The following is an 18,856-nucleotide window of genomic DNA, read 5'->3' as shown; positions in this document are numbered from 1 at the left end:
ATGCTGAACGCGCGTGGCAGCCGGGACCGCGTGGCCATCGCCGTCGACCTGGCCAACACCTGGCGGCCGATCCGGGGCGAGGACGATCTCGCGACCGTGCCGCAGCTGCGGACCTTCCTGGACGGCCGGCTGCCTGCCGGGGGGCGTGAGTCGTGGGCGCTCACCGACGACGATCTCGGGGAGGTCCGGGCGGTACGCGAGGCGGTGCGGGCCGTGCTGGAGCGGGCCGGGACCGACGCCGCGGGCGCCGCGGAGATCCTCAACGCCGGGCTGCGCCACCACCGCGTCACGCCGGCGATCCGGCGGGACGAGGACGGATGGGCGGCGGACGTCACCGCCGCCGACCCCGACCGCCCGGCGGCCCACCTGGCCGCCCTCACCCTCGGGGCGCTCGCCGCGGTGATCACCACGCTCGGCCCGGACCGCCTGGGGGTCTGCGCCGGGCAGGCCTGTCGGGCCACCTTCGCGGACCTCTCCCGCAACGGCTCGAAGCAGTACTGCACGCGGACCTGCGCCCACCGCGCCGGCGTCGCCGCCTACCGGAGCCGCCGGCGCTCGGGCTGACCCCGGCTCCCCACCCGCGCGGCCCCGCGCGGGTAGGTTCGGCGCGTGCACGCACGAGTCGCGGAGTTCTGCACGCGGCGGGGATCGCCTGGTTCGCCTGCACCACCACCCTCACCGACGCCCTCGCCGCCCAGGCCGCGGGCGCGGACGTGATCGTCGCGCAGGGGATGGAGGCGGGCGGGCACCGCGGGACCTTCGATCCGGCGGCGGCCGAGCGCACCGACGTCGGCCTGTTCGCCCTGCTCCCCCATCTCGTCGACCGGCTCGACGTCCCGGTCGTCGCCGCGGGCGGGATCGCGGACGGGCGCGGGGTCGCCGCGGCGCTCGCCCTCGGCGCGAGCGCCGTGCAGGTCGGCACGGCGCTGCTCCGCTCCCCCGAGGCGGCGATCGACGCCGGATGGTCGGCCGCGCTCGCGGGCCTCGCCCCCGAGCGGACGGTCCCGACCCGCGCCTACTCCGGGCGGTTGGGCCGGGCCGCGGCCACGGACTACGTCGCCGCGTGGGCCGCCCCCGACGCGCCGCCGGCCGCCCATTACCCGGTGCAGCGGGCGCTCGTCGGGCGGTGGCGGCGCGGCGACGCCACGGTGGACCGGGTGAACCACTGGGCCGGACAGTCCGCGGCGCTCGCCACGACCGACCCGGCGGGCGAGATCGTCACCCGGATGTGGGCGGAGGCTCGCGCGCTGCTCGCCTGAGCCGGATCAGGCCGCCTCGTAGGTATGCCCCGCGGCCCGCAGCCGGTCGACCAGGGCGTGCCCCATCGCCGTCGCGGGGGTGAGGGAGCCGGCGCGGTCGGGCAGCCCCGCGCCGCCGAGGGCGAGGCAGAGGGCGCTCTCCCCCAGCATGACCGCCGTGGCGGCGTACCCCGGATCGCCGGGGCCCGCGACCCGTGCGGTGACCGTGCGGCCGTCCTCGGTGGTCCCGGTGAACGCGTGCCGGAAGAACCCGCGGGCCCGGGCGCGTTCGTCGGGTCCGGTGCCGGGCGCGGGCAGGACCCGCTCCAGCAGGGCGCGGGTGGGGCGCAGCGCCGCGGCCCCGACGAGGGCGCCCAGCCCGCCGGTGATCCCGACGGCGGTGGCGGCCCCGCCGATGCCCCGCCCGGCCGCCATCCGCTCCGCGTAGCGCAGGCCTCGCCCGTAGGACCAGCCGGTGAGGGCGTTGCTCCGCCGCACGATCCGGGTGTTGTAGGGCGCCATGACGAACGGGGCGGTCCAGCCGCCGTCGGGCTCGCGGCGCGGCGGGCTCGTGTCCCGGGGCTGTCGCGGGGTGGGTTCGGCGGTCGGGTCGGGGCTCAGCGAGTGGGGGCGGCCCGCGATCCGGCGGGCGTCCGCGTCGCCGGCCACCGCCTCGACGTGGCCGAGCAGCGAGGCGAGGGTGCCGCCGCTGAAGCCGCCGCGCAGCGTCGCGACGGCCGTGACGTCCGCCAGGTCGGCACCCGCCGCGTCGCGGAGCAGCAGCAGGCCGAGATCGGAGGGAATGGAGTCGTAGCCGCACGAGTGCACGAGCCGGGCCCCGGACTCGCGGGCGAGCGCGTCGCACCGGTCGATCGCGGCCCGCACGAACAGGACCTCGCCCGTGAGGTCGGCGTAGTGGGTGCCCGCCCGGGCACAGGCCTCGACCAGCGGCATCCCGTACCGCGCGTACGGCCCGACGGTCGTGACGACGACGCGGGCGGACTCCGCGAGCGCCCGCGGCTCGGTGGCGTCCGCGACGACGATCCCCCAGCCCTGCGCGCGCTCGGGCAGCGTGGCCCGCAGCCGCTCGAGCTTGTCCCGCGACCGGCCCGCCAGGGCGATCCGCAGCCCGTCCGGCGCCGCCCCGGCCAGGTACTCGGCGGTCAACGTCCCGACGAACCCCGTGCCGCCGAACAGGACCAGGTCGAACTGCCGTTCCGTGCTCATGGCCGGCAGCCTACGGCCGCTCGTGCGTGGTAAGTGGTGCCAGAGCACCACTTACCACGCACGGGCGCGTCAGCGCACGTACTCGGCCAGGTGCCGGCCGGTGAGGGTGCTCCCATCGGCGACGAGGTCCGCCGGGGTGCCTTCGAAGACCACCGCGCCGCCGTCGTGGCCCGCGCCCGGACCCATGTCGATGATCCAGTCCGCGTGCGCCATGACGGCCTGGTGGTGCTCGATGACGATCACGGACTTGCCGGAGTCCACGAGGTGGTCGAGCAGGCCGAGCAGCTGCGCGACGTCCGCGAGGTGCAGGCCCGTCGTGGGTTCGTCGAGGACGTACGTGCCGCCCTTCTCCCCCATGTGCGTGGCCAGCTTGAGCCGCTGGCGCTCACCACCGGACAGTGTGGTCAGCGGCTGCCCGATCGTCAGGTACCCCAACCCGACGGCGACGAGCCGCTCCAGGATCCGGTGCGCGGCCGGGAGCTTCGCCGCGCCGTCCCGGAAGAACTCCTCCGCCTCGGCCACCGACATGGCCAGGACCTGGCTGATGTCCTTGCCGCCGAACAGGTACTCGAGCACGGACCCGTCGAACCGGCGGCCCTCGCACAGCTCGCAGGGGGTCGACACCCCGGCCATGATCGCCAGGTCGGTGTAGATCACGCCCGCGCCGTTGCAGCTCGGGCAGGCGCCCTCGGAGTTCGCCGAGAACAGCGCGGGCTTCACCCCGTTGGCCTTGGCGAACGCCTTGCGGATCGGCTCCAGCAGCCCGGTGTAGGTGGCGGGGTTGCTGCGCCGGGAGCCGCGGATGGCGCCCTGGTCGATCGCGACGACGTCCTCCCGGGTGGCCACCGAGCCGTGGATCAGCGAGGACTTGCCCGACCCCGCGACCCCGGTGACGACGACCAGCACGCCGGTGGGGATGTCGACGTCCACCTTGCGCAGGTTGTGCGTGTCCGCGCCGCGCACCTCGATGGCCCCGGTCGGCGTCCGGACCTCGGCCTTGACCGCGGTGGTGTCGTCGAGGTGCCGCCCGGTGAGGGTGTCGCTGGCGCGCAACCCCTCGACGGTGCCCTCGAAGACCACCTCACCACCCGCGCTGCCCGCCCGCGGTCCGATGTCCACGACGTGGTCGGCGATGGCGATGGCCTCGGGCTTGTGCTCCACCACCAGCACGGTGTTGCCCTTGTCCCGCAACGCCTTCAGCAGCTCGTTCATCCGCGCGATGTCGTGCGGGTGCAGCCCGATGGTGGGCTCGTCGAACACGTAGGTCACATCGGTGAGCGCCGAGCCCAGGTGCCGGATCATCTTGGTGCGCTGCGCCTCGCCGCCGGACAGCGTGCCCGACGGGCGGTTCAGCGACAGGTACCCGAGCCCGATCTCGACGAACGAGCTCAGCGTGTGCCGGAGCGTGGTGAGCAGCGGCGCGACGGACGGCTCCTCGAGGTCCTGCACCCACTCGGCCAGGTCGCTGATCTGCATCTCGCACAGGTCCGCGATGGACTTGCCCCTGATCGTCGAGGAGCGGGCGCCCTCGTTGAGCCGGGTGCCGTGGCACTCGGGGCACGTGGTGAAGGTGGCGACCCGCTCCACGAACGCCCGGATGTGCGGCTGCAGCGAGTCGATGTCCTTGGACAGCATGGACTTCTGGATCGAGGGGACGAGCCCGGAGTAGGTGAGGTTGATGCCCTCGACCTTGAGCTTGGTGGGCTCGCGGTAGAGCAGGTCGTCGAGCTCCCGCTTCGTGAACCGCGCGATGGGCTTGTCGCAGTCGAAGTAGCCCGAGCCCCGGAAGATCCGGCCGTACCAGCCGTCCATGCTGTAGCCGGGGATCCGGATGGCGCCCTCGTTGATGGACCTGGTCTCGTCGTAGAGCGCGGCCAGGTCGATGTCGTTCACCGAGCCGCGGCCCTCGCACCTGGGGCACATGCCGCCGGTGATCGAGAAGGTGCGCCGCTCCTTGACGGTGCGGCCGTCCTTCTCGATCGTCACCGCGCCCGCGCCGCTGATGGACGCGACGTTGAACGAGAAGGCCTGCGCCGAGCCGAGGTTGGGCTCGCCGAGGCGCGAGTAGAGGATGCGCAGCATCGCGTGGGCGTCCGTCGCGGTGCCGACCGTGGACCGGGGGTCCGCCCCGAGCCGCTGCTGGTCCACGATGATCGCGGTGGTCAGCCCGTCGAGCACGTCGACGTCCGGGCGGGCCAGCGAGGGCATGAAGCCCTGGACGAAGGTGCTGTAGGTCTCGTTGATCATCCGCTGCGACTCGGCGGCGATCGTGTGGAAGACCAGCGAGCTCTTGCCCGAGCCGGACACGCCGGTGAAGACCGTCAACCTGCGCTTGGGCAGCTCGACGCTGACGTTCTTCAGGTTGTTCACCCGCGCCCCGGTCACCCGGATCATGTCGTGCCTGTCCGCGGCGTGTGCGGTGCGCTCTGCCGTGCTCACGAGAGGTCCCCCCGGGTCGGAACGGTTCAGGCCTGCTTGATGCGGATGGTGTTGCCCGCCGGGTCCCGGAACGCGCAGTCCCGGACCCCGTAGGGCTGGTCCATCGGCTCCTGCACGACGTCGGCGTCCGCGGCCTGGATGCGCGCGAACGTCGCGTCCAGGTCCTTGGTCGCCAGGTTGATGGCGGCGTAGGTGCCCTTGGCCATCATCTCGGTGACCGTCCGGCGCTCCTCGTCGGTGACCCCGGGGTCGACGGCGGGTGGGGTCAGCACGATGCCGATCTCCGGCTGCGCGGGAGGCGCGACGGTGATCCAGTACAGGTCGTTGTAGCCGACCTCCTGCTGGACCTCGAAGCCGAGGACGTCCCGGTAGAACGCGATGGCCGCGTCCTTGCCGTTGTGCGGGAGGTAGGTCTGGGAGATGACGATGTCTGAGGTGATGGCGTCGGAACTCATGGCGCCGACGCTAGCGGCGCCGCGGGACCGGGGGCTTCTCGATTCCTGACCGGTCTCGTGGCCACGCGGGCCACACAGGACGGGACGTCCAGCGTCTCGTGCTGCTTCCGGTACGCCCCCGGCGAGATCCCCACCAGCTCGGTGAACCGGGTGCTGAAGGTCCCGAGCGAGGAGCTCCCCACGGCGAAGCAGACCTCGGTGACGCTCAGGTCCCCGCGGCGCAGCAGCGCCATGGCGCGTTCGATGCGGCGAGTCATCAGGTAGGAGTACGGCGACTCCCCGTAGGCGCGCTTGAACTCGCGGCTCAGGTGCCCGGCGGACATGTGCGCCCCGCGGGCGAGGGCCTCGACGTCCAGCGGCTGGGCGTACTCGCGATCGATCCGGTCACGGACGCGCCGCAACCGCCGCAGGTCCTCCAGGTCGGCCATGCGCTCATGCTAAGCGGTATCGCGGTCAGCCCGGGGTCGGCGGCTGGTCCACCAGCTGGGCCAGGTAGAGCTGCTCGCCGAGGCGGTCCATCAGCTCGAGGTTGGTCTCGATGTAGTCGATATGGTGCTCCTCGTCGGCGAGGATCTCCTCGAACAGGTTCGCCGTGGTGATGTCGCCCTTGGACCGGCACAGCGCGATGCCCGGGCGCAGCCGCTGCACCACCTCGAGCTCGATCGCGAGGTCGGACTGCAGCTGCTCGCGCACGTTCGTGCCGATGCGCAGCTGGAAGAGCCGCTGGTAGTTCGGCAGGCCCTCCAGGAACAGGATCCGGTCGGTGATCTTCTCGGCGTGCCGCATCTCGTCGATGGACTCGGCCCTGGTGTAGCTCGCGAGCTTGGTCAGACCCCAGTTCTGCTGCATCTTGGCGTGCAGGAAGTACTGGTTGATCGCCGTGAGCTCGCTGGTGAGCTGCTCGTTGAGCAGGCTGATGATCTCCGGGTCGCCGCGCATGCCCCCAGGCTAGTGCCCCCGGTCACACCGCATCCACGAAGGACGGACTGACGATCGGGCAGGCTGCCCTCAGGCCGGCATCGGCAGCTCGGAGAGCACCGAGGGGGCGAGCTGCGCGGCGAGGAGCACGTCGAGGCGGTCGAGGCACGTGCCGCAGCCGGTGCCCGCGCCGCAGGCGTCCCCGATCTCGTCGACGGTCCGCGCGCCCTGGCCGATGTGGTCCCTCAGCTCGACGTCGGTGACCGCGTAGCAGATGCACACGTACACGAGGGCGCCCTTTCCATCAATGAGGTATGCCTATGCTGACATTTGATCATCGACTCTGGCAAGGCCGCCCCGCCTACAGTGACCGGGTGCCGCTCGACGAGTACCGCCGCAAGCGCGACCGGTCACGCACGCCGGAGCCCGTCCCGGCGGAGGATCCCCAGGTCACAGGGGCGGGCGACCGGTTCGTGATCCAGGAGCACCACGCCCGCGCGCTGCACTGGGACCTGCGGCTCGAACGGGACGGCGTGCTGGTCTCCTGGGCGGTCCCGAAGGGCCTGCCGGTGGACACCGAGACGCTGCGGCTCGCGGTGCGCACCGAGGACCACCCCCTGGAGTACCTGGAGTTCTCCGGCGAGATCCCGCGCGGAGAGTACGGCGGCGGCACGATGAGCATCTGGGACACCGGCCGGTACGAGACCGAGAAGTGGTCCGAGCGCGAGGTGGCGTTCCGGCTCCACGGCGACCGCGCCGCAGGCCGCTACGTGCTGATCAAGAGCGAACGGGACCGGCGGGACGGCTGGCTGCTCAAGCGCACGGAGCCGAACCCGGCCCGACCCGGCGCCACCCCCCTCCCCCGCGACACCGCGCCCATGCGGGGGGTGTCCGGCGCGGCGCCGACCGGGGACGGGTGGCGGCTGCAGGTCCGGTTCGGCGGCCGCCGGGTGCTCGTCGAGCTCGACGGCGGCCGCGTCCGCGTGCTGGCCGACGGTGACGAGATCACCGTGCGGTCCCTCGCGGACTTCGGCCCGTCCGTCGGCGCCACGACGATGCTGCTCGACGCCGAACTGACCACCGCGGGTGAGCTGTGGATCGGGGACCTGCTCTTCCTCGACGGGCGGGACACCTGCGCGCTGCCCTTCACCGACCGGTACGCGCTGCTCGAGGAGCTCCCGCTCGCCGGGCCGCACCGGCGGCTCGCGCCCGTCTACCCGGCCGATCCCGCGGTGCTCGAGGCGGTCCGGGCGCAGGGCCTCGACGTGGTCGCGAAGCGGGCGGACTCGCCCTACGTGCCCGCGGCGGAGTCCGCGGACTGGGTCGAGGCGGGAGCCCGCGCCGCGGCCGCACCCACCCGCGGCGTCGGCCGTGCCGGGCTGACCAACCCGCGCAAGGTGCTCTACCCCCTGACCGGCACCACGAAGGCGGACGTCCTCGCCCACTACCGGGCCGTCGCGCCGGTGATGCTGCCGCACCTGGCCGACCGGCCGGTGACGATGGTCCGCTGGCCGGACGGCGTCGAGAAGCCCTCGTTCTTCGAGAAGGACGTCTCGCGCCATGCACCGCCGTGGATCCGCACCGAGCGCGTGGGCACCCCCGGCGGCCGCTCGGAGTCCGCGGACTTCCCCCTGATCGAGAGCGAGGAGGGGCTGGCCTGGGCGGCGAATCTCGCCGCGCTGGAGCTGCACGTGCCGCAGTGGACGGTGGGCCCCCGGGGCGGCAGGCAGGCTCCGGACCTGCTCGTCTTCGACCTCGATCCCGGGGAGGGCACCACGGTCGTGGAGTGCTGCCGGGTCGCGGAGTCGATCTTCGACGTGCTGGCGGAGGACTCCCTCGTCGCCTATCCGCGGACGTCGGGCGGGAAGGGGCTGCAGCTCTACCTGCCGGTCACCGTGACCCGCGCGGAGCAGACGATCGAGTTCGCCAAGGCCCTGGCCGAGCGGTTGGCCGAGGAGTCACCGCGCACGGTCACGTCGGTGATGGCGAAACAACGCAGGCGCGGCAAGGTCTTCGTGGACTGGAGCCAGAACAACACCGCCAAGACCACCATCGCCAGCTACTCGCTGCGCGGGCGCGCCCGGCCCACGGTGGCCACCCCGGTGACCTGGGAGGAGGTGCGGGCGTGCCGGCGGGCGAGCGAACTGGTGTTCACCGCCGACGCGCTGCCCGCGCGCCTGGACGAGCACGGTGACCTGCTGGAACCCTTGCTGTTCACCGAGCGGCAACGGCTGCCTCGCCGTGGGATGGGAGGGTCCCCGTCGTGAGCGATCACCACCCCTACCTCGACGGACCCCATCCCCGGATCTACGCCCACCGGGGCTGGCACGTCGGGGAGCTCGCAGGCCTGGAGAACACCCTCGCCGGGTTCGCCCACGCCGTCGAGCGCGGGTACGCCTACCTCGAGCTCGACGTGCACGCCTCCGCGGACGGCGTGCCGATGGTCCACCACGACCACACCCTCGACCGCACCACGGACGCGTCCGGTCCGCTGGTCGCCCGCCAGGCGGACGAACTGGCCGAGGTGCGCGTCGGGGGCCGCGAGCCGGTCCCGCGGCTGGAGACCGTGCTGGCCGCCCTGCCGGACACCCGGGTCACCATCGAGCTGAAGTCCGACGACGTCGTCGCGCCGACCCTGGCCGTCCTCGAACGTCTCGACGCCTGGGACCGGGTCTGCCTCGGCTCCGCGAGCGACGCCCGGCTGCGCCGCGCCCGCGCCGCGGGCCCCCGCCTGCTGACGTCGATGGGCACCGGCTCGGTGTTCGGCCTGCGGACCTGGGCGTGGACCGGGCGTCGGCTGCTGCCGATCGCAGGCGGGCTGGCCCAGCTCCCGCACCGCGTCGGCCCGCTCACGGTCACCGACGCCGCCGTGCTGCGCCGCGCCCGCGAGCTGGGCGTCGAGGTGCACGTGTGGACGGTGAACGACCCCGCCGAGATGCGCGCGCTGCTCGACCTGGGCGTCGACGGGCTGCTGACGGACCGCCCGGATCTCCTGATCGACCTCTAGTGCGGTGACCACGGACGTTCGTGGTCACCGCACTAGGGTCACCGGCGTGAGCATCCCGCGCAGGCAGGTGGCGGCCTGGGGGCTGTGGGACTGGGGTTCCTCGGCCTACACCACGATCTTCCTGACGTTCGTGTTCTCGGTGTACGTCACGGACGCCGTCGGTGCGGACCTGCCGGGCACGGTCGGCGCCGAGACCTGGCTCGCGTGGGCGATCGGCGCCGCGGGGTTCGTGATCGCGGTGCTCGCGCCCGTCATGGGGCAGGCCGCCGACCGGGGCGGGCACGTCGTCCGGTCCACGGCGGTGTGGACGGCGCTGACGATCGTCGCCACCGCCCTCGGCTTCTTCGTTCAGGACGACTGGCGTTGGCTGTGGCTCGGCGTCCTGCTGCTCGCCCTGGGATCGGTCACGTTCGAGATCGCCGAGGTCTCCTACAACGCGCTGCTGGCCCGCGTCTCCACACCGGCGACCATCGGCCGGGTGTCCGGCTTCGGCTGGTCGATGGGCTACTTCGGCGGCATCGTGCTGTTGCTGCTCGTGTACGTGCTCTTCATCGCCGGGGAGGGTGGGGCGCTCGGGCTCGCCACCGAGAACGGCTGGAACATCCGCGTGGTCGCGCTCGTCGCGGCGGCGTGGTTCGTCCTCGCGGCGATCCCGCTGTTCGTGCTGGTCCCGGAGCGTCCGCCGGTCGCCCCCGGGGAGCGGCTGTCCGCCGCGGCCGCCTACCGGAAGCTCGTCCGCGACCTGCGCGAGCTGTACCGGACCTCGCCGCACACCGTCTACTTCCTCGGGGCGAGCGCGCTGTTCCGGGACGGGCTGGCCGCGGTGTTCACCTTCGGCGCGGTCCTGGCGGTGACGGTGTACGGCATCGGCGCCGCCGACGTGCTGATCTTCGGGGTGGCGGCGAACGTGGTGTCCGCCCTCGGCGCGCTGAGCGGGGGCTGGCTCGACGACCGGATCGGGCCCAAGCCGGTGATCGTCGGCTCCCTGGTCGGGCTGCTCGCCGCGGGCACGATCCTGCTGGTCGTGTCCGGACCCACGATGTTCTGGATCTTCGGTCTGTTCCTGTGCCTGTTCGTGGGGCCCGCCCAGTCCTCGTCCCGCACGTTCCTCGGCAGGCTCTGTCCGCCCGGGCACGAGGGCCAGCTCTTCGGGCTCTACGCCACGACCGGCCGCGCGGTGTCGTTCCTCGCCCCGACGCTGTTCGGGGTGTTCGCACTGGTGTCCCCGAAGCTCGGGATCCTGGGCATCCTCGTGGTGCTGGCGGCGGGGCTCGTCGCGCTCTGGCGAGTGCGCTCGCCCGCCCTCGTCTGAACGGACGCTGCCACGTGCCACCACTCCGACCTGCGGAAACTCGAACCGGACGGTCGCCCGGGTAACGCGGACCGACGGCTGTGTTAACTCTCGGCGCCAGCGTAGTGAGCTAAGTCACAGAAGGCTGACACGTCACAATCGCGTGTGGCAAAGCGCGACTTCGGGGAGACTCTGTCCTCGGACACGAGAGGGCTGTCGGTGGCCGCACGCCACCGACGCAGCCCGGGAGATTCTCCCGCCGGGGAATGTACGTCTGCTCCTCAGACGTTACACCCGGTGGTGATGCGACAGTCGAGGGGCTCGCCCCTCGGCAGAACGGGAGGAAGACACATGGCCGACCGCGTGCTCCGTGGCAGCCGACTCGGGGCTGTCAGCTACGAGACGGACCGCAACCACGACCTCGCACCGCGGCAGCTGGTCCGCTATGTGTCGGCGAACGGCTTCGAGTTCGAGGTCCCGTTCGCGAACGACGCCGAGGCTCCCGCCACGTGGGAGTCGCCGCAGGGCGGCATCGGCCGCCGCATGGACGGCATCGAGCCGGAGCAGAAGAAGACCAAGCCGCCGCGCACCCACTGGGACATGCTCCTGGAGCGTCGTTCCATCAAGGAGCTCGAGGAGCTGCTCGACGAGCGCCTCGACCTCCTGCGCGAGCGTCGCGCCGAGATCGCCTGACCGACCCACCCGAACGGGTCGCGTCGCGCGAACCACGAAGCCGGGCCACCTCCCGTGGGGCCCGGCTTCGTCGTGTCCGAGGGGCGGCCCGCCGACCGCCTCCCCCTTAGGGTTCCCACATGGCACGAACGTTCCGGGACCTGGCCGACGCCCACGTCGCCGCCCACGCCGAGCTCGACCCCCTGCTGGCCACCTCGCTGGGCCTGCCCACCGGCCAGGACCGTCTCCCCGACCTCTCCCCCGCGGGCGACGAGGCCCTGGCCGCTCTCGAACAGGAGACCCTGCGCGCCCTCGACGCCGCGGGCACCCCGGACGACGAGGACGGCGACGAGCGCCGCTGCGCCCGCCTGCTGCGGGAGCGACTGACCAGCGCCCAGGGCACCCGCGCCCTCGGTGAGCATCTCCGCAACGTGCAGATCCTCTTCGGTCCGGTCCAGGACCTGCGCACCGTCCTCACCCTCATGCCGACCGACACCCCCGCGCAGCGCGCGGACCTCACCGCCCGGCTCGCCGCCGTCCCGGAGGCCTTCGCCGGGTACACCGCGACCCTCCGGGAGGGGATCGCGCGCGGGCTGCTCGCGGCGCCGCGCCAGGTCGACGCGGTGGTCGACCAGCTGGGGCCGTGGGCGGGGTGGTTCGGCGACTTCGCCGCCGAGGCCGGCCTGCCGGACGGGTCCGCGGACGCTGCGGCCGCCGCGGTCGTGGAGCTGCGGGACTTCCTGGCCCGGGAGTACCGCCCGCACACCGACGGGGTGCGGGACGGCGTCGGCGAGGAGCGGTACCGGGCGGCGGTGCGCCGCTGGAACGGCGCCGACGCGGACCCGCGCGAGGCCTACGACTGGGCCTGGACGGAGTTCCACCGCGTGTACGCGGAACAGACCGTCCTGGCCGAGCAGATCCTCCCCGGCGCGACCCCGCGCGAGGCGATGACCCACCTGGAGACCCACGGGGAGGTCGTCGAGGGCGTGGCGGCCGTGCGGGAGCGCCTGCAGGGGATCATGGACTCGACCATCGCGGCGCTGCAGGGCACGCACGTGGATCTCGCTCCCCCGCTGCTGCGGGTCGAGGCGATGATCGCCCCGGAGGGCAGCGCCGCGGCGCCGTACTACACCCAGCCCTCACTGGACTTCGCGCGGCCGGGCCGCACCTGGCTGCCCACGCTGGGCCGCGACCGGTTCCCGATGTGGGACCTGGTCAGCACCTGGTACCACGAGGGGGTGCCGGGGCATCACCTGCAGCTGGCGCAGTGGGCGCTGTGCAGCGACCGGCTCTCGTCGTTCCAGGCGTCCGCGGGGATGGTCAGCGCCAACATCGAGGGCTGGGCGCTCTACGCCGAGCGGCTGATGGACGAGCTGGGGTTCCTCGTCGACCCCGGCGAGCGCATGGGCTACCTGGACGCGCAGATGATGCGGATCGTCCGGGTGATCATCGACATCGGCATGCACCTGGAGCTCGAGTACGAGGGCGCCCCGTGGACGCCCGAACGGGCCCGGGAGTTCTTCGGCGCCCACTGCGGACGAGACGCCGCGTTCCTGGACTCCGAGCTGCTGCGCTACCTCGGCGGGCCCGGCCAGGCGATCAGCTACAAGCTCGGCGAGCGGGCCTGGCTCGCGGGTCGGGCGGCGGCCTCCCGCAAGCCGGGCTTCGACCTGAAGGCCTGGCACATGGCCGCCCTGTCCCAGGGCTCGCTGGGGCTGGACGACCTGGAGGCCGAGCTGGCCGCGCTCTAGAGCGCCCTACGCGTCCAGGACCGACGCGTTCGGCACGACCGGCGGCTGCGTCGACCAGGGGAAGTTGATCCAGAGCGGGGTGCGGCGCCACACGTACTCGCACCGCACCTCGCTCTGCGGCTTCTCGTAGACCACCGCGCAGCGGACGTCCGCGACATACTCGCCGCAGAAGTCCCGGACCAGCTTCAGCGTGGCTCCGGTGTCCGCGACGTCGTCGGCGACGAGGACCTTCTGCCCCGACAGGTCGACCACGTTCGGCACCGGCGGCAGCATGACCGGCAACGCCAGCCGCTCGCCGACGCCGGTGTAGAACTCCACGTTCATCACGTGCAGGTTCTTCACGTCGAGGGCGTAGCCCAGCGCGCCGGCCACGAACAGCCCGCCGCGCGCGATGGACAGGATGATGTCCGGCCGGTAACCGCTGTCGGCGACCTCCTGGGCCAGCTCGCGGGCCGCGAGCCCGAACAGCTCCCAGGTCAGGACCTCGCGCTCGTCCGGGTCGGTCACACGCGCGCCCTCGGACGCAGCCACGACGTGCGGTGCTCCAGGCCCCAGCGGGCGACGTTCACGAACGCCTCCGCCATCACCGAGGCGTCCATCTTGGAGGAGCCCTTCTCCCGTTCGGTGAAGGTGATCGGTACCTCCCGGATGCGGAACCCGGCCTGCAGCGCCCGCCAGGCCAGGTCGATCTGGAAGCAGTAGCCCTGCGAGATCACCGAGTCCAGGTCGAGCTCCTCCAGGACCTCGCGGCGGTACACGCGGTACCCGGCGGTGATGTCCTGCACCGGTGCGCCCAGGGCGAGCTTGGCGTAGAGGTTCGCGCCGCGGGAGAGCCACTGGCGGTGCAGCGGCCAGTTCACCACCTGCCCGCCGGGCACGTACCGGGACCCGATCACGAGGTCGGCGCCGCCCGCCCCGTCGTCGCCCTCGTCGTCCAGCGCGGCGAGCAGGGCCGGCAGGTCCTCGGGGGCGTGCGAGCCGTCCGCGTCCATCTCCACGACCACCTGGTGCTCGCCGGAGAGGGCGTGCCGGAAGCCCGCGAGGTAGGCGGCGCCGAGACCGTTCTTGCCCTCGCGGTGCAGCACCCGCACCCGCGGGTCGGCCGCCGCCATCTCCTCGGCGAGCTCGCCCGTGCCGTCCGGGCTGGCGTCGTCGACGACGAGGATGTCCGCGGCGGGGACCGCCGCGTTGAGCCGCGCGACGACGCGCCCCAGGTTCTCCCGCTCCTCGTACGTCGGGATGACCACCAGGACCGGTCCCGGAGGCTCAGCCATCGATGTCCTCTCCTGTCCCCGCCGGGTGCGACCCCGCGCGACCGCGACGCCGACCGACGACCGCGGCGGCGATCGCCGCGACCCCCACTGCGGTCAGCGCCCACTCGGGGCCGGACCGCAACCGAGTGGCCAGCGTAGTCGTGTCCCGCAGCGTCTCGACACCGACCAGGGTCCCGGGCACGAACTGTCCGGTTCGTCCGGTCACTGTGCCCTGAGTGTCGATGAGCGCCGAGACGCCGGACGTCGTGGCGACCACCGTGGGCCGGTCGTGCTCGACGGCCCGCACCCGGGACATGGCGAGCTGCTGGTAGGTCATCTCGGACAGGCCGAAGGTGGCGTTGTTGCTGGGTACGGCCAGCAGGGTGGCGCCGGCGTCGACGCTGTCGGCGACGAGGTCGTCGAACGCGACCTCCCAGCAGATCGTGATGCCGATCTCGGCGCCGCCCGCCTGCAGCACCCCGGGCCCGGGGCCGGGCACGAAGTTGCCCGCCCGGTCCACGTAGGACGAGAACAGCCGGAAGAAGGACCGCCACGGCATGTACTCGCCGAAGGGTTGGATGCGGCGCTTGTCGTTGCGGGCCACCGGACCCTGCACGGGGTCCCAGACGAGGACCGAGTTGCTCGTGGTGCGGTCGCTGTTGACCAGCACCGTGCCGACCAGGATCGGGGCGCGCACCGCCGCCGCGGCCTGGGAGATCTCCGCCGCGGCGTCCGGGTTGCGGAACGGGTCGATGTCCGAGGAGTTCTCCGGCCAGAGCACGACGTCGGGTTGCGGCTGCCTACCCGCCGCGACGTCCGCGGCGAGCTGCTCGGTGACCCGGACGTGGTTGTCCAGCACGGCACGGCGCTGGGCGTTGAAGTCCAGGCCCAGCCGCGGCACGTTGCCCTGGATCGCCGCGACGGTGAGCTGTCGGTCCGGTGCGTTGACGGTGACCGGGACCAGGGCGGCGAGCGGACCCGCGGCCAGCGCCAGGACGAGCAGCACGGCGGGCACGGCGGCGCCCCCGATCTCGCGGCGGACCAGCCGTCGGGCCAGCTCCCCCAGGGCGAGCCCGGCCAGCACGGTCACGAACGACAGGAACGGCACGCCGCCCACCGAGGCCGCCGGCAGGAACAGGCCCTCCGCCTGCCCGAACCCCACCCGCCCCCACGGCAGCCCGCCGAAGGGCACCCGGCTGCGGACGGCCTCCATGCCGACCCACACCGCGGCGCCCCACAGCGGCGCGGCGGGCAGGCGGGCGGTCACGGCCATCCCGGCACCCGCGAGCCCGAAGAACAGCGCCTCGAACAGACACAGCGCCAGCCACGGCAGCGCCCCGACGAACCCGCCCGTCCAGGACAGGAGGGGGACGAGGAACCCGAGGGCGAACACCCAGCCCAGCAGGAACCCGCGCCGGGCGCGGACGCCGCGCAGGGTGGGCCCGAGGACCGCGAACACCAGTGGGGCGAGCCACCACAGGTCCCGGGGCGGGAAGCTCACGTACAGGAGCACGCCCGCGGCGGCGGCGAGCAGCAGCCGCACGCCGAGCCGGGCGACCCGGGTCCGGGCGGGCGGCGGGGTGGGATCGAGGGCGGGGGCGGCCACGAGAGGAGCCTAGGCCGTGGTGACGAAGTCACGAAGGTCTCCAGCCCGGGTCGCGGCCGCTGCGGGCGACGAGGCCGGGCAACCCGCCCGCTCCGACGCCCGTCCCGGCGGCGGGGTGGAAAGCCTCGGCGGCGAACACCTCGCCCCGCAGGAGCGCCGGCCCGCGCTCGGCCTCGGCCAGGACCGGGCCGTCCACGGCGAACGGGGCGAACGGGGCGGCGAGCGCGGTCGCGAGGTCCCAGCCGTGCAGCACGGTCTCGGCCACCAGCTCGGTCACGAGCAGCGGGACCGGGGTGCGCCCGCGGTAGGGCAGCTCGGCCTCGTCGGGAGCGGTGTCGAGGGCGTCCAGCAGGAGCCGCGACGAGACGCGGAGGTCCGCGACCGGGTCCAGCAGGACGTGCGTGGGATCACCCGGTGCCGCCGTCCCCGCCAGGCACGCGGCGAAGACGTGGTGCCAGCCGACGACGTGGGTCGGCAGGCCCCGGACGTCGAACTCCGCACACGGGATCGGCCGGTCGAGATCGGCCGGACCGACGGGGATCGCGCCCAACGCGGACCGGGCGGTGGCCAGCGCGGTGACGGGCACGGTCAGAGCAGGTCGAGGACGCCCGGGGCGTCGGCGCCGCCCGTGCGGCGGAACCACTCCCGGCCGTACGCCGCGGCGAAGTCCTGTTCGGGGAGCGCCGCCGGGTCGACCTGGCTCGCGTGGGCGAGGATCGCGGCACGCTTGACGGTGAGGTGGCGGGCGTCGCCGGTGACGGTCAGGGCGATCTCGTCCGAGGCCCTCCCGAACCCGACGGCGGCGGCGCGGGCCGCGCCGTGGACCAGGTGGCCGCCCTCGGCGAGACCGGTGCGGTCCACCGTCGCGAGGTAGGCCTGCGCCCCGGTGAGCTCGGCGGCGATGGTGCCCACGACGCCCGCCATCCGATGGTCCGGGTGGCCGTAGACGCCCTGCTCGTCGTCGGCGAGCAGGGTGCCCGCCCCCTCCTCGTCGACGACCTCCGCCACCCGGGTGGCCAGCGACAGCGGCTCGGCGCCCGCCAGCGCCCGGGCGTGGCTGTTGTCGGGGCCGCCGGGCAGCCCCGAGTCCCGCCGGTTCAGCAGGACCAGCCGCGACACGCCGAGGAGCTCGGCGGAACGCTCCAGCTCGCGCAGCCGCCTGCGCCGCACGGTCTCGCCGTCCGACAGCGGGATCCGGGAGCCGCCGAGCTCGCCGCCGGTGGCCATCACCAGCACGGTGCGGGCGCCCGCGTCGGCCAGCCTGCGCAACGTGATGCCGGTGAAGATCGCCTCGTCGTCCGGGTGCGGGTGCAGCGCGACCACGGTCTGTCCGCGCAGGTCGGGCTCGGTCCGAAGTGGAGCGTGAGCGGGAACGGACGGGAAGGGCGCGGTGACGGCCATGAGCGGGATGAGCTCGCAGACTGTGCGGTGCCGTGCGGGGACGGCGGGACGGACGGGGTGGTCAGCGGGAGAAGCGACAACACCCCGGACAGCAGCGGCCCGCGAGGGGGCGGCGGCTCGTCCGGTCCATCACGGCGGTCAGCATGCCACAGGTGCGGGCGGGGCGGACGGCCGCCCCGCCGACGTCACTCGGACGCGTTCAGTAGTCCGCCTTGGGCATGATGATCCACAGCACGATGTAGATCACGAACTGCGGACCCGGCAGCAGGCACGACAGCAGGAACAGCAGCCGCACCACGAACGGCGACAAGCCGAAGCGGCGGGCCAGTCCGGCGCAGACACCGGCGATCACGGTGCCGTTGCGGGGGCGGGTGAGCGTCGAGGCCATCAGGGTCAGTCTCCTTCGTCGGCGGGCGGCGGGTCTCACCGCCACACGTCCACCCTGCCCGTGATCTCGGGCGGGGACATCCGGAGAACGTCCCCATCCGGGTCAGGGTTCCCCCTGAGCGCGCCGGCAAGCCCACCGAGTCCCGGCGAACGCTCGATCGGGCCGCGACACCCGCGACGCGAGATTCGGCCGCGCAGCCCTGTCGCCGACGGGGTGGCCGCTGCTTGACTTCGCGCATGCCGGAACGGCACTGGTGGCACCTCGCGGACCCGCGCCACGGTTCCCTCCCCCTCCTCCTACTGCTGCTCACGCTGGTCACCGGCGTGATCGACGCGGTCAGCCTGCTCGCGCTCGGCCGGGTGTTCGTCGCGAACATGACCGGCAACGTGGTGATCATGGGCTTCGCGGTCGCGGGCGTACCGGAGTTCTCGCTGCTCACCTCGTGTGTTGCGCTCGCGGCCTTCCTCATCGGCGCGGCGGCGGCCGGGACGCTGGTCGAACGCCTCCCGTCCCGCGGGGAGCTCCTGCGGCTCGCCATCGGCGCCGAGATCGTGCTGCTCGCCCTCTGCCTGGCGATCGTGCTGGTGTGGCCGCCCGGCCCCGGCGCGAGCTCGCGAGCCTCGACGGTGATCGCCGCGGCGGTCGCGGCCCTGGCCATGGGTCTGCAGAACGCGGTGGCCCGCCGCATCGCGGTACCCGACCTCAACACCAGCGTGATCTCGATGAGCATGGTCGGGCTCGCCGCGGACTACCGGCACCTGCGCCGCCAGACGGTGTACCGCCGGGCCGCGGCGGTGCTGGCGTTGCTGGTCGGGGCGACGGTCGGCGCGCTCATCGTGCGCACCGCAGGCCCCGCCCCGGCGCTCGCGCTGATCCTCGCCCTGCTCGCCGTCGCAGGCATTACCGCCCACCTGCTCCTGCGCCGCGGCCCGGACTGGGAGGGCTGACGGCCCCAGGGAGTGTCTGACGGATCGCCGTCGAGTCCGCGGCGTTTCAGGTGGGTGCCCCGCAAGGCGGCGCCGAGCCCTCATACCGGGTGTATTCGGGTTCGGCGCCAACGCCGCGGGGTGCCCGCCTGGGGCGTCGCGGGCCGGCGGGGGTCCGTCAGACGCTCCCTAGGAGACTGCTGAATTAGGGCTGTTCCGGGTCTTGGGTGGGTGTGGACGCGGGCCGACCTGGCCCGGGTCGTGGGGGTGTGCGGGCTCTGGCC

Annotated in this window: 20 protein-coding genes; 8 read left to right on the top strand and 12 right to left on the bottom strand. The window is 73.4% G+C overall.

Annotated elements, in window-relative coordinates; genetic code table 11:
* Together BLS43_RS00105 and BLS43_RS00100 are read left to right on the top strand one after the other, a co-directional pair.
* Positions 1 to 564 (top strand): CGNR zinc finger domain-containing protein, encoded by a 564-nt coding sequence (locus BLS43_RS00105; RefSeq protein ID WP_093074630.1) that lies wholly within the window; start codon positions 1 to 3, stop codon positions 562 to 564.
* Positions 450 to 1,259: an NAD(P)H-dependent flavin oxidoreductase gene (locus tag BLS43_RS00100; protein WP_093075947.1), complete on the top strand. Its 810-nt coding sequence runs from the start codon at positions 450 to 452 to the stop codon at positions 1,257 to 1,259. Before BLS43_RS00105 ends, BLS43_RS00100 begins: the two co-directional genes overlap by 115 nt.
* A 6-nt stretch (positions 1,260 to 1,265) precedes the next feature.
* Here BLS43_RS00100 and BLS43_RS00095 read toward each other — a convergent pair whose 3' ends face one another.
* The 6 genes from BLS43_RS00095 to BLS43_RS00070 form a co-directional block, all read right to left on the bottom strand.
* Entirely contained in the window at positions 1,266 to 2,465 is a 1,200-nt protein-coding gene (locus BLS43_RS00095) for a saccharopine dehydrogenase family protein (RefSeq protein WP_093074627.1), read from the bottom strand.
* Between the two features lie 69 nt (positions 2,466 to 2,534).
* Positions 2,535 to 4,859 (bottom strand): ATP-binding cassette domain-containing protein, encoded by a 2,325-nt coding sequence (locus tag BLS43_RS00090; RefSeq protein WP_093075944.1) that lies wholly within the window; start codon positions 4,857 to 4,859, stop codon positions 2,535 to 2,537.
* A 71-nt stretch (positions 4,860 to 4,930) separates the two neighbouring features.
* Entirely contained in the window at positions 4,931 to 5,359 is a 429-nt protein-coding gene (locus BLS43_RS00085; protein ID WP_093074624.1) for a VOC family protein, read from the bottom strand.
* Positions 5,356 to 5,787 carry a helix-turn-helix transcriptional regulator gene (locus BLS43_RS00080; protein ID WP_093074621.1) on the bottom strand — a complete coding sequence of 144 codons (432 nt, stop codon included), beginning with the start codon at positions 5,785 to 5,787 and terminating at the stop codon, positions 5,356 to 5,358. The genes BLS43_RS00085 and BLS43_RS00080 overlap by 4 nt, the downstream gene beginning before the upstream one ends.
* A 25-nt stretch (positions 5,788 to 5,812) precedes the next feature.
* A complete protein-coding gene (gene bfr / locus BLS43_RS00075) occupies positions 5,813 to 6,298 on the bottom strand; it encodes a bacterioferritin (protein WP_093074617.1) in 486 nt (161 codons plus the stop codon).
* 69 nt (positions 6,299 to 6,367) lie between these two features.
* A complete protein-coding gene (locus BLS43_RS00070; protein WP_093074614.1) occupies positions 6,368 to 6,565 on the bottom strand; it encodes a (2Fe-2S)-binding protein in 198 nt (65 codons plus the stop codon).
* 86 nt (positions 6,566 to 6,651) lie between these two features.
* Here BLS43_RS00070 and ligD point away from each other — a divergent pair, with 86 nt between their 5' ends.
* The 5 genes from ligD (at position 6,652) to BLS43_RS00040 (ending at position 12,998) form a co-directional block, all read left to right on the top strand.
* On the top strand, positions 6,652 to 8,544 hold the full coding sequence (gene ligD, locus BLS43_RS31840) for a non-homologous end-joining DNA ligase (RefSeq protein WP_218129654.1): 1,893 nt from the start codon (positions 6,652 to 6,654) through the stop codon (positions 8,542 to 8,544).
* Positions 8,541 to 9,284, top strand: coding sequence for a glycerophosphodiester phosphodiesterase family protein (locus BLS43_RS00055; RefSeq protein WP_093074611.1), 744 nt, complete (start codon positions 8,541 to 8,543; stop codon positions 9,282 to 9,284). The genes ligD and BLS43_RS00055 overlap by 4 nt, the downstream gene beginning before the upstream one ends.
* Before the next feature lie 46 nt (positions 9,285 to 9,330).
* Entirely contained in the window at positions 9,331 to 10,596 is a 1,266-nt protein-coding gene (locus BLS43_RS00050) for an MFS transporter (RefSeq protein WP_245707211.1), read from the top strand.
* A gap of 330 nt (positions 10,597 to 10,926) precedes the next feature.
* On the top strand, positions 10,927 to 11,268 hold the full coding sequence (locus tag BLS43_RS00045) for an RNA polymerase-binding protein RbpA (RefSeq protein ID WP_093074608.1): 342 nt from the start codon (positions 10,927 to 10,929) through the stop codon (positions 11,266 to 11,268).
* Positions 11,269 to 11,387: 119 nt separating this feature from the next.
* Positions 11,388 to 12,998, top strand: a complete 1,611-nt coding sequence (locus tag BLS43_RS00040; protein WP_093074603.1) for a DUF885 domain-containing protein — start codon at positions 11,388 to 11,390, stop codon at positions 12,996 to 12,998.
* A gap of 6 nt (positions 12,999 to 13,004) precedes the next feature.
* On the opposite strand, the gene BLS43_RS00035 is transcribed toward BLS43_RS00040, so the two are convergent.
* The 6 genes from BLS43_RS00035 to BLS43_RS00010 all read right to left on the bottom strand — a co-directional run bounded on the left by BLS43_RS00035 (position 13,005) and on the right by BLS43_RS00010 (position 17,646).
* On the bottom strand, positions 13,005 to 13,505 hold the full coding sequence (locus BLS43_RS00035) for a phosphoribosyltransferase (protein WP_093075935.1): 501 nt from the start codon (positions 13,503 to 13,505) through the stop codon (positions 13,005 to 13,007).
* Positions 13,502 to 14,272, bottom strand: a complete 771-nt coding sequence (locus tag BLS43_RS00030; RefSeq protein WP_093074599.1) for a polyprenol monophosphomannose synthase — start codon at positions 14,270 to 14,272, stop codon at positions 13,502 to 13,504. Before BLS43_RS00030 ends, BLS43_RS00035 begins: the two co-directional genes overlap by 4 nt.
* Positions 14,265 to 15,857 carry an apolipoprotein N-acyltransferase gene (lnt, locus tag BLS43_RS00025; RefSeq protein WP_093074596.1) on the bottom strand — a complete coding sequence of 531 codons (1,593 nt, stop codon included), beginning with the start codon at positions 15,855 to 15,857 and terminating at the stop codon, positions 14,265 to 14,267. Before lnt ends, BLS43_RS00030 begins: the two co-directional genes overlap by 8 nt.
* Before the next feature lie 28 nt (positions 15,858 to 15,885).
* On the bottom strand, positions 15,886 to 16,443 hold the full coding sequence (locus BLS43_RS00020) for a maleylpyruvate isomerase N-terminal domain-containing protein (RefSeq protein WP_093074593.1): 558 nt from the start codon (positions 16,441 to 16,443) through the stop codon (positions 15,886 to 15,888).
* Between the two features lie 2 nt (positions 16,444 to 16,445).
* A complete protein-coding gene (locus BLS43_RS00015) occupies positions 16,446 to 17,258 on the bottom strand; it encodes a PIG-L deacetylase family protein (protein WP_093074589.1) in 813 nt (270 codons plus the stop codon).
* A gap of 199 nt (positions 17,259 to 17,457) precedes the next feature.
* On the bottom strand, positions 17,458 to 17,646 hold the full coding sequence (locus tag BLS43_RS00010) for a PspC domain-containing protein (RefSeq protein WP_093074586.1): 189 nt from the start codon (positions 17,644 to 17,646) through the stop codon (positions 17,458 to 17,460).
* Positions 17,647 to 17,882: 236 nt separating this feature from the next.
* Here BLS43_RS00010 and BLS43_RS00005 point away from each other — a divergent pair, with 236 nt between their 5' ends.
* The gene (locus BLS43_RS00005) at positions 17,883 to 18,593 is read left to right on the top strand and encodes a YoaK family protein (protein WP_093074582.1); all 711 of its coding nucleotides are present in this window, start codon (positions 17,883 to 17,885) and stop codon (positions 18,591 to 18,593) included.
* Positions 18,594 to 18,856 lie beyond the last annotated feature (263 nt).

It is taken from the genome of Pseudonocardia oroxyli, assembly GCF_900102195.1.
GTDB lineage: Bacteria > Actinomycetota > Actinomycetes > Mycobacteriales > Pseudonocardiaceae > Pseudonocardia > Pseudonocardia oroxyli.
Note: the sequence above shows the minus strand (reverse complement) of the source record. Positions and strands in the feature narration are given on the sequence as shown.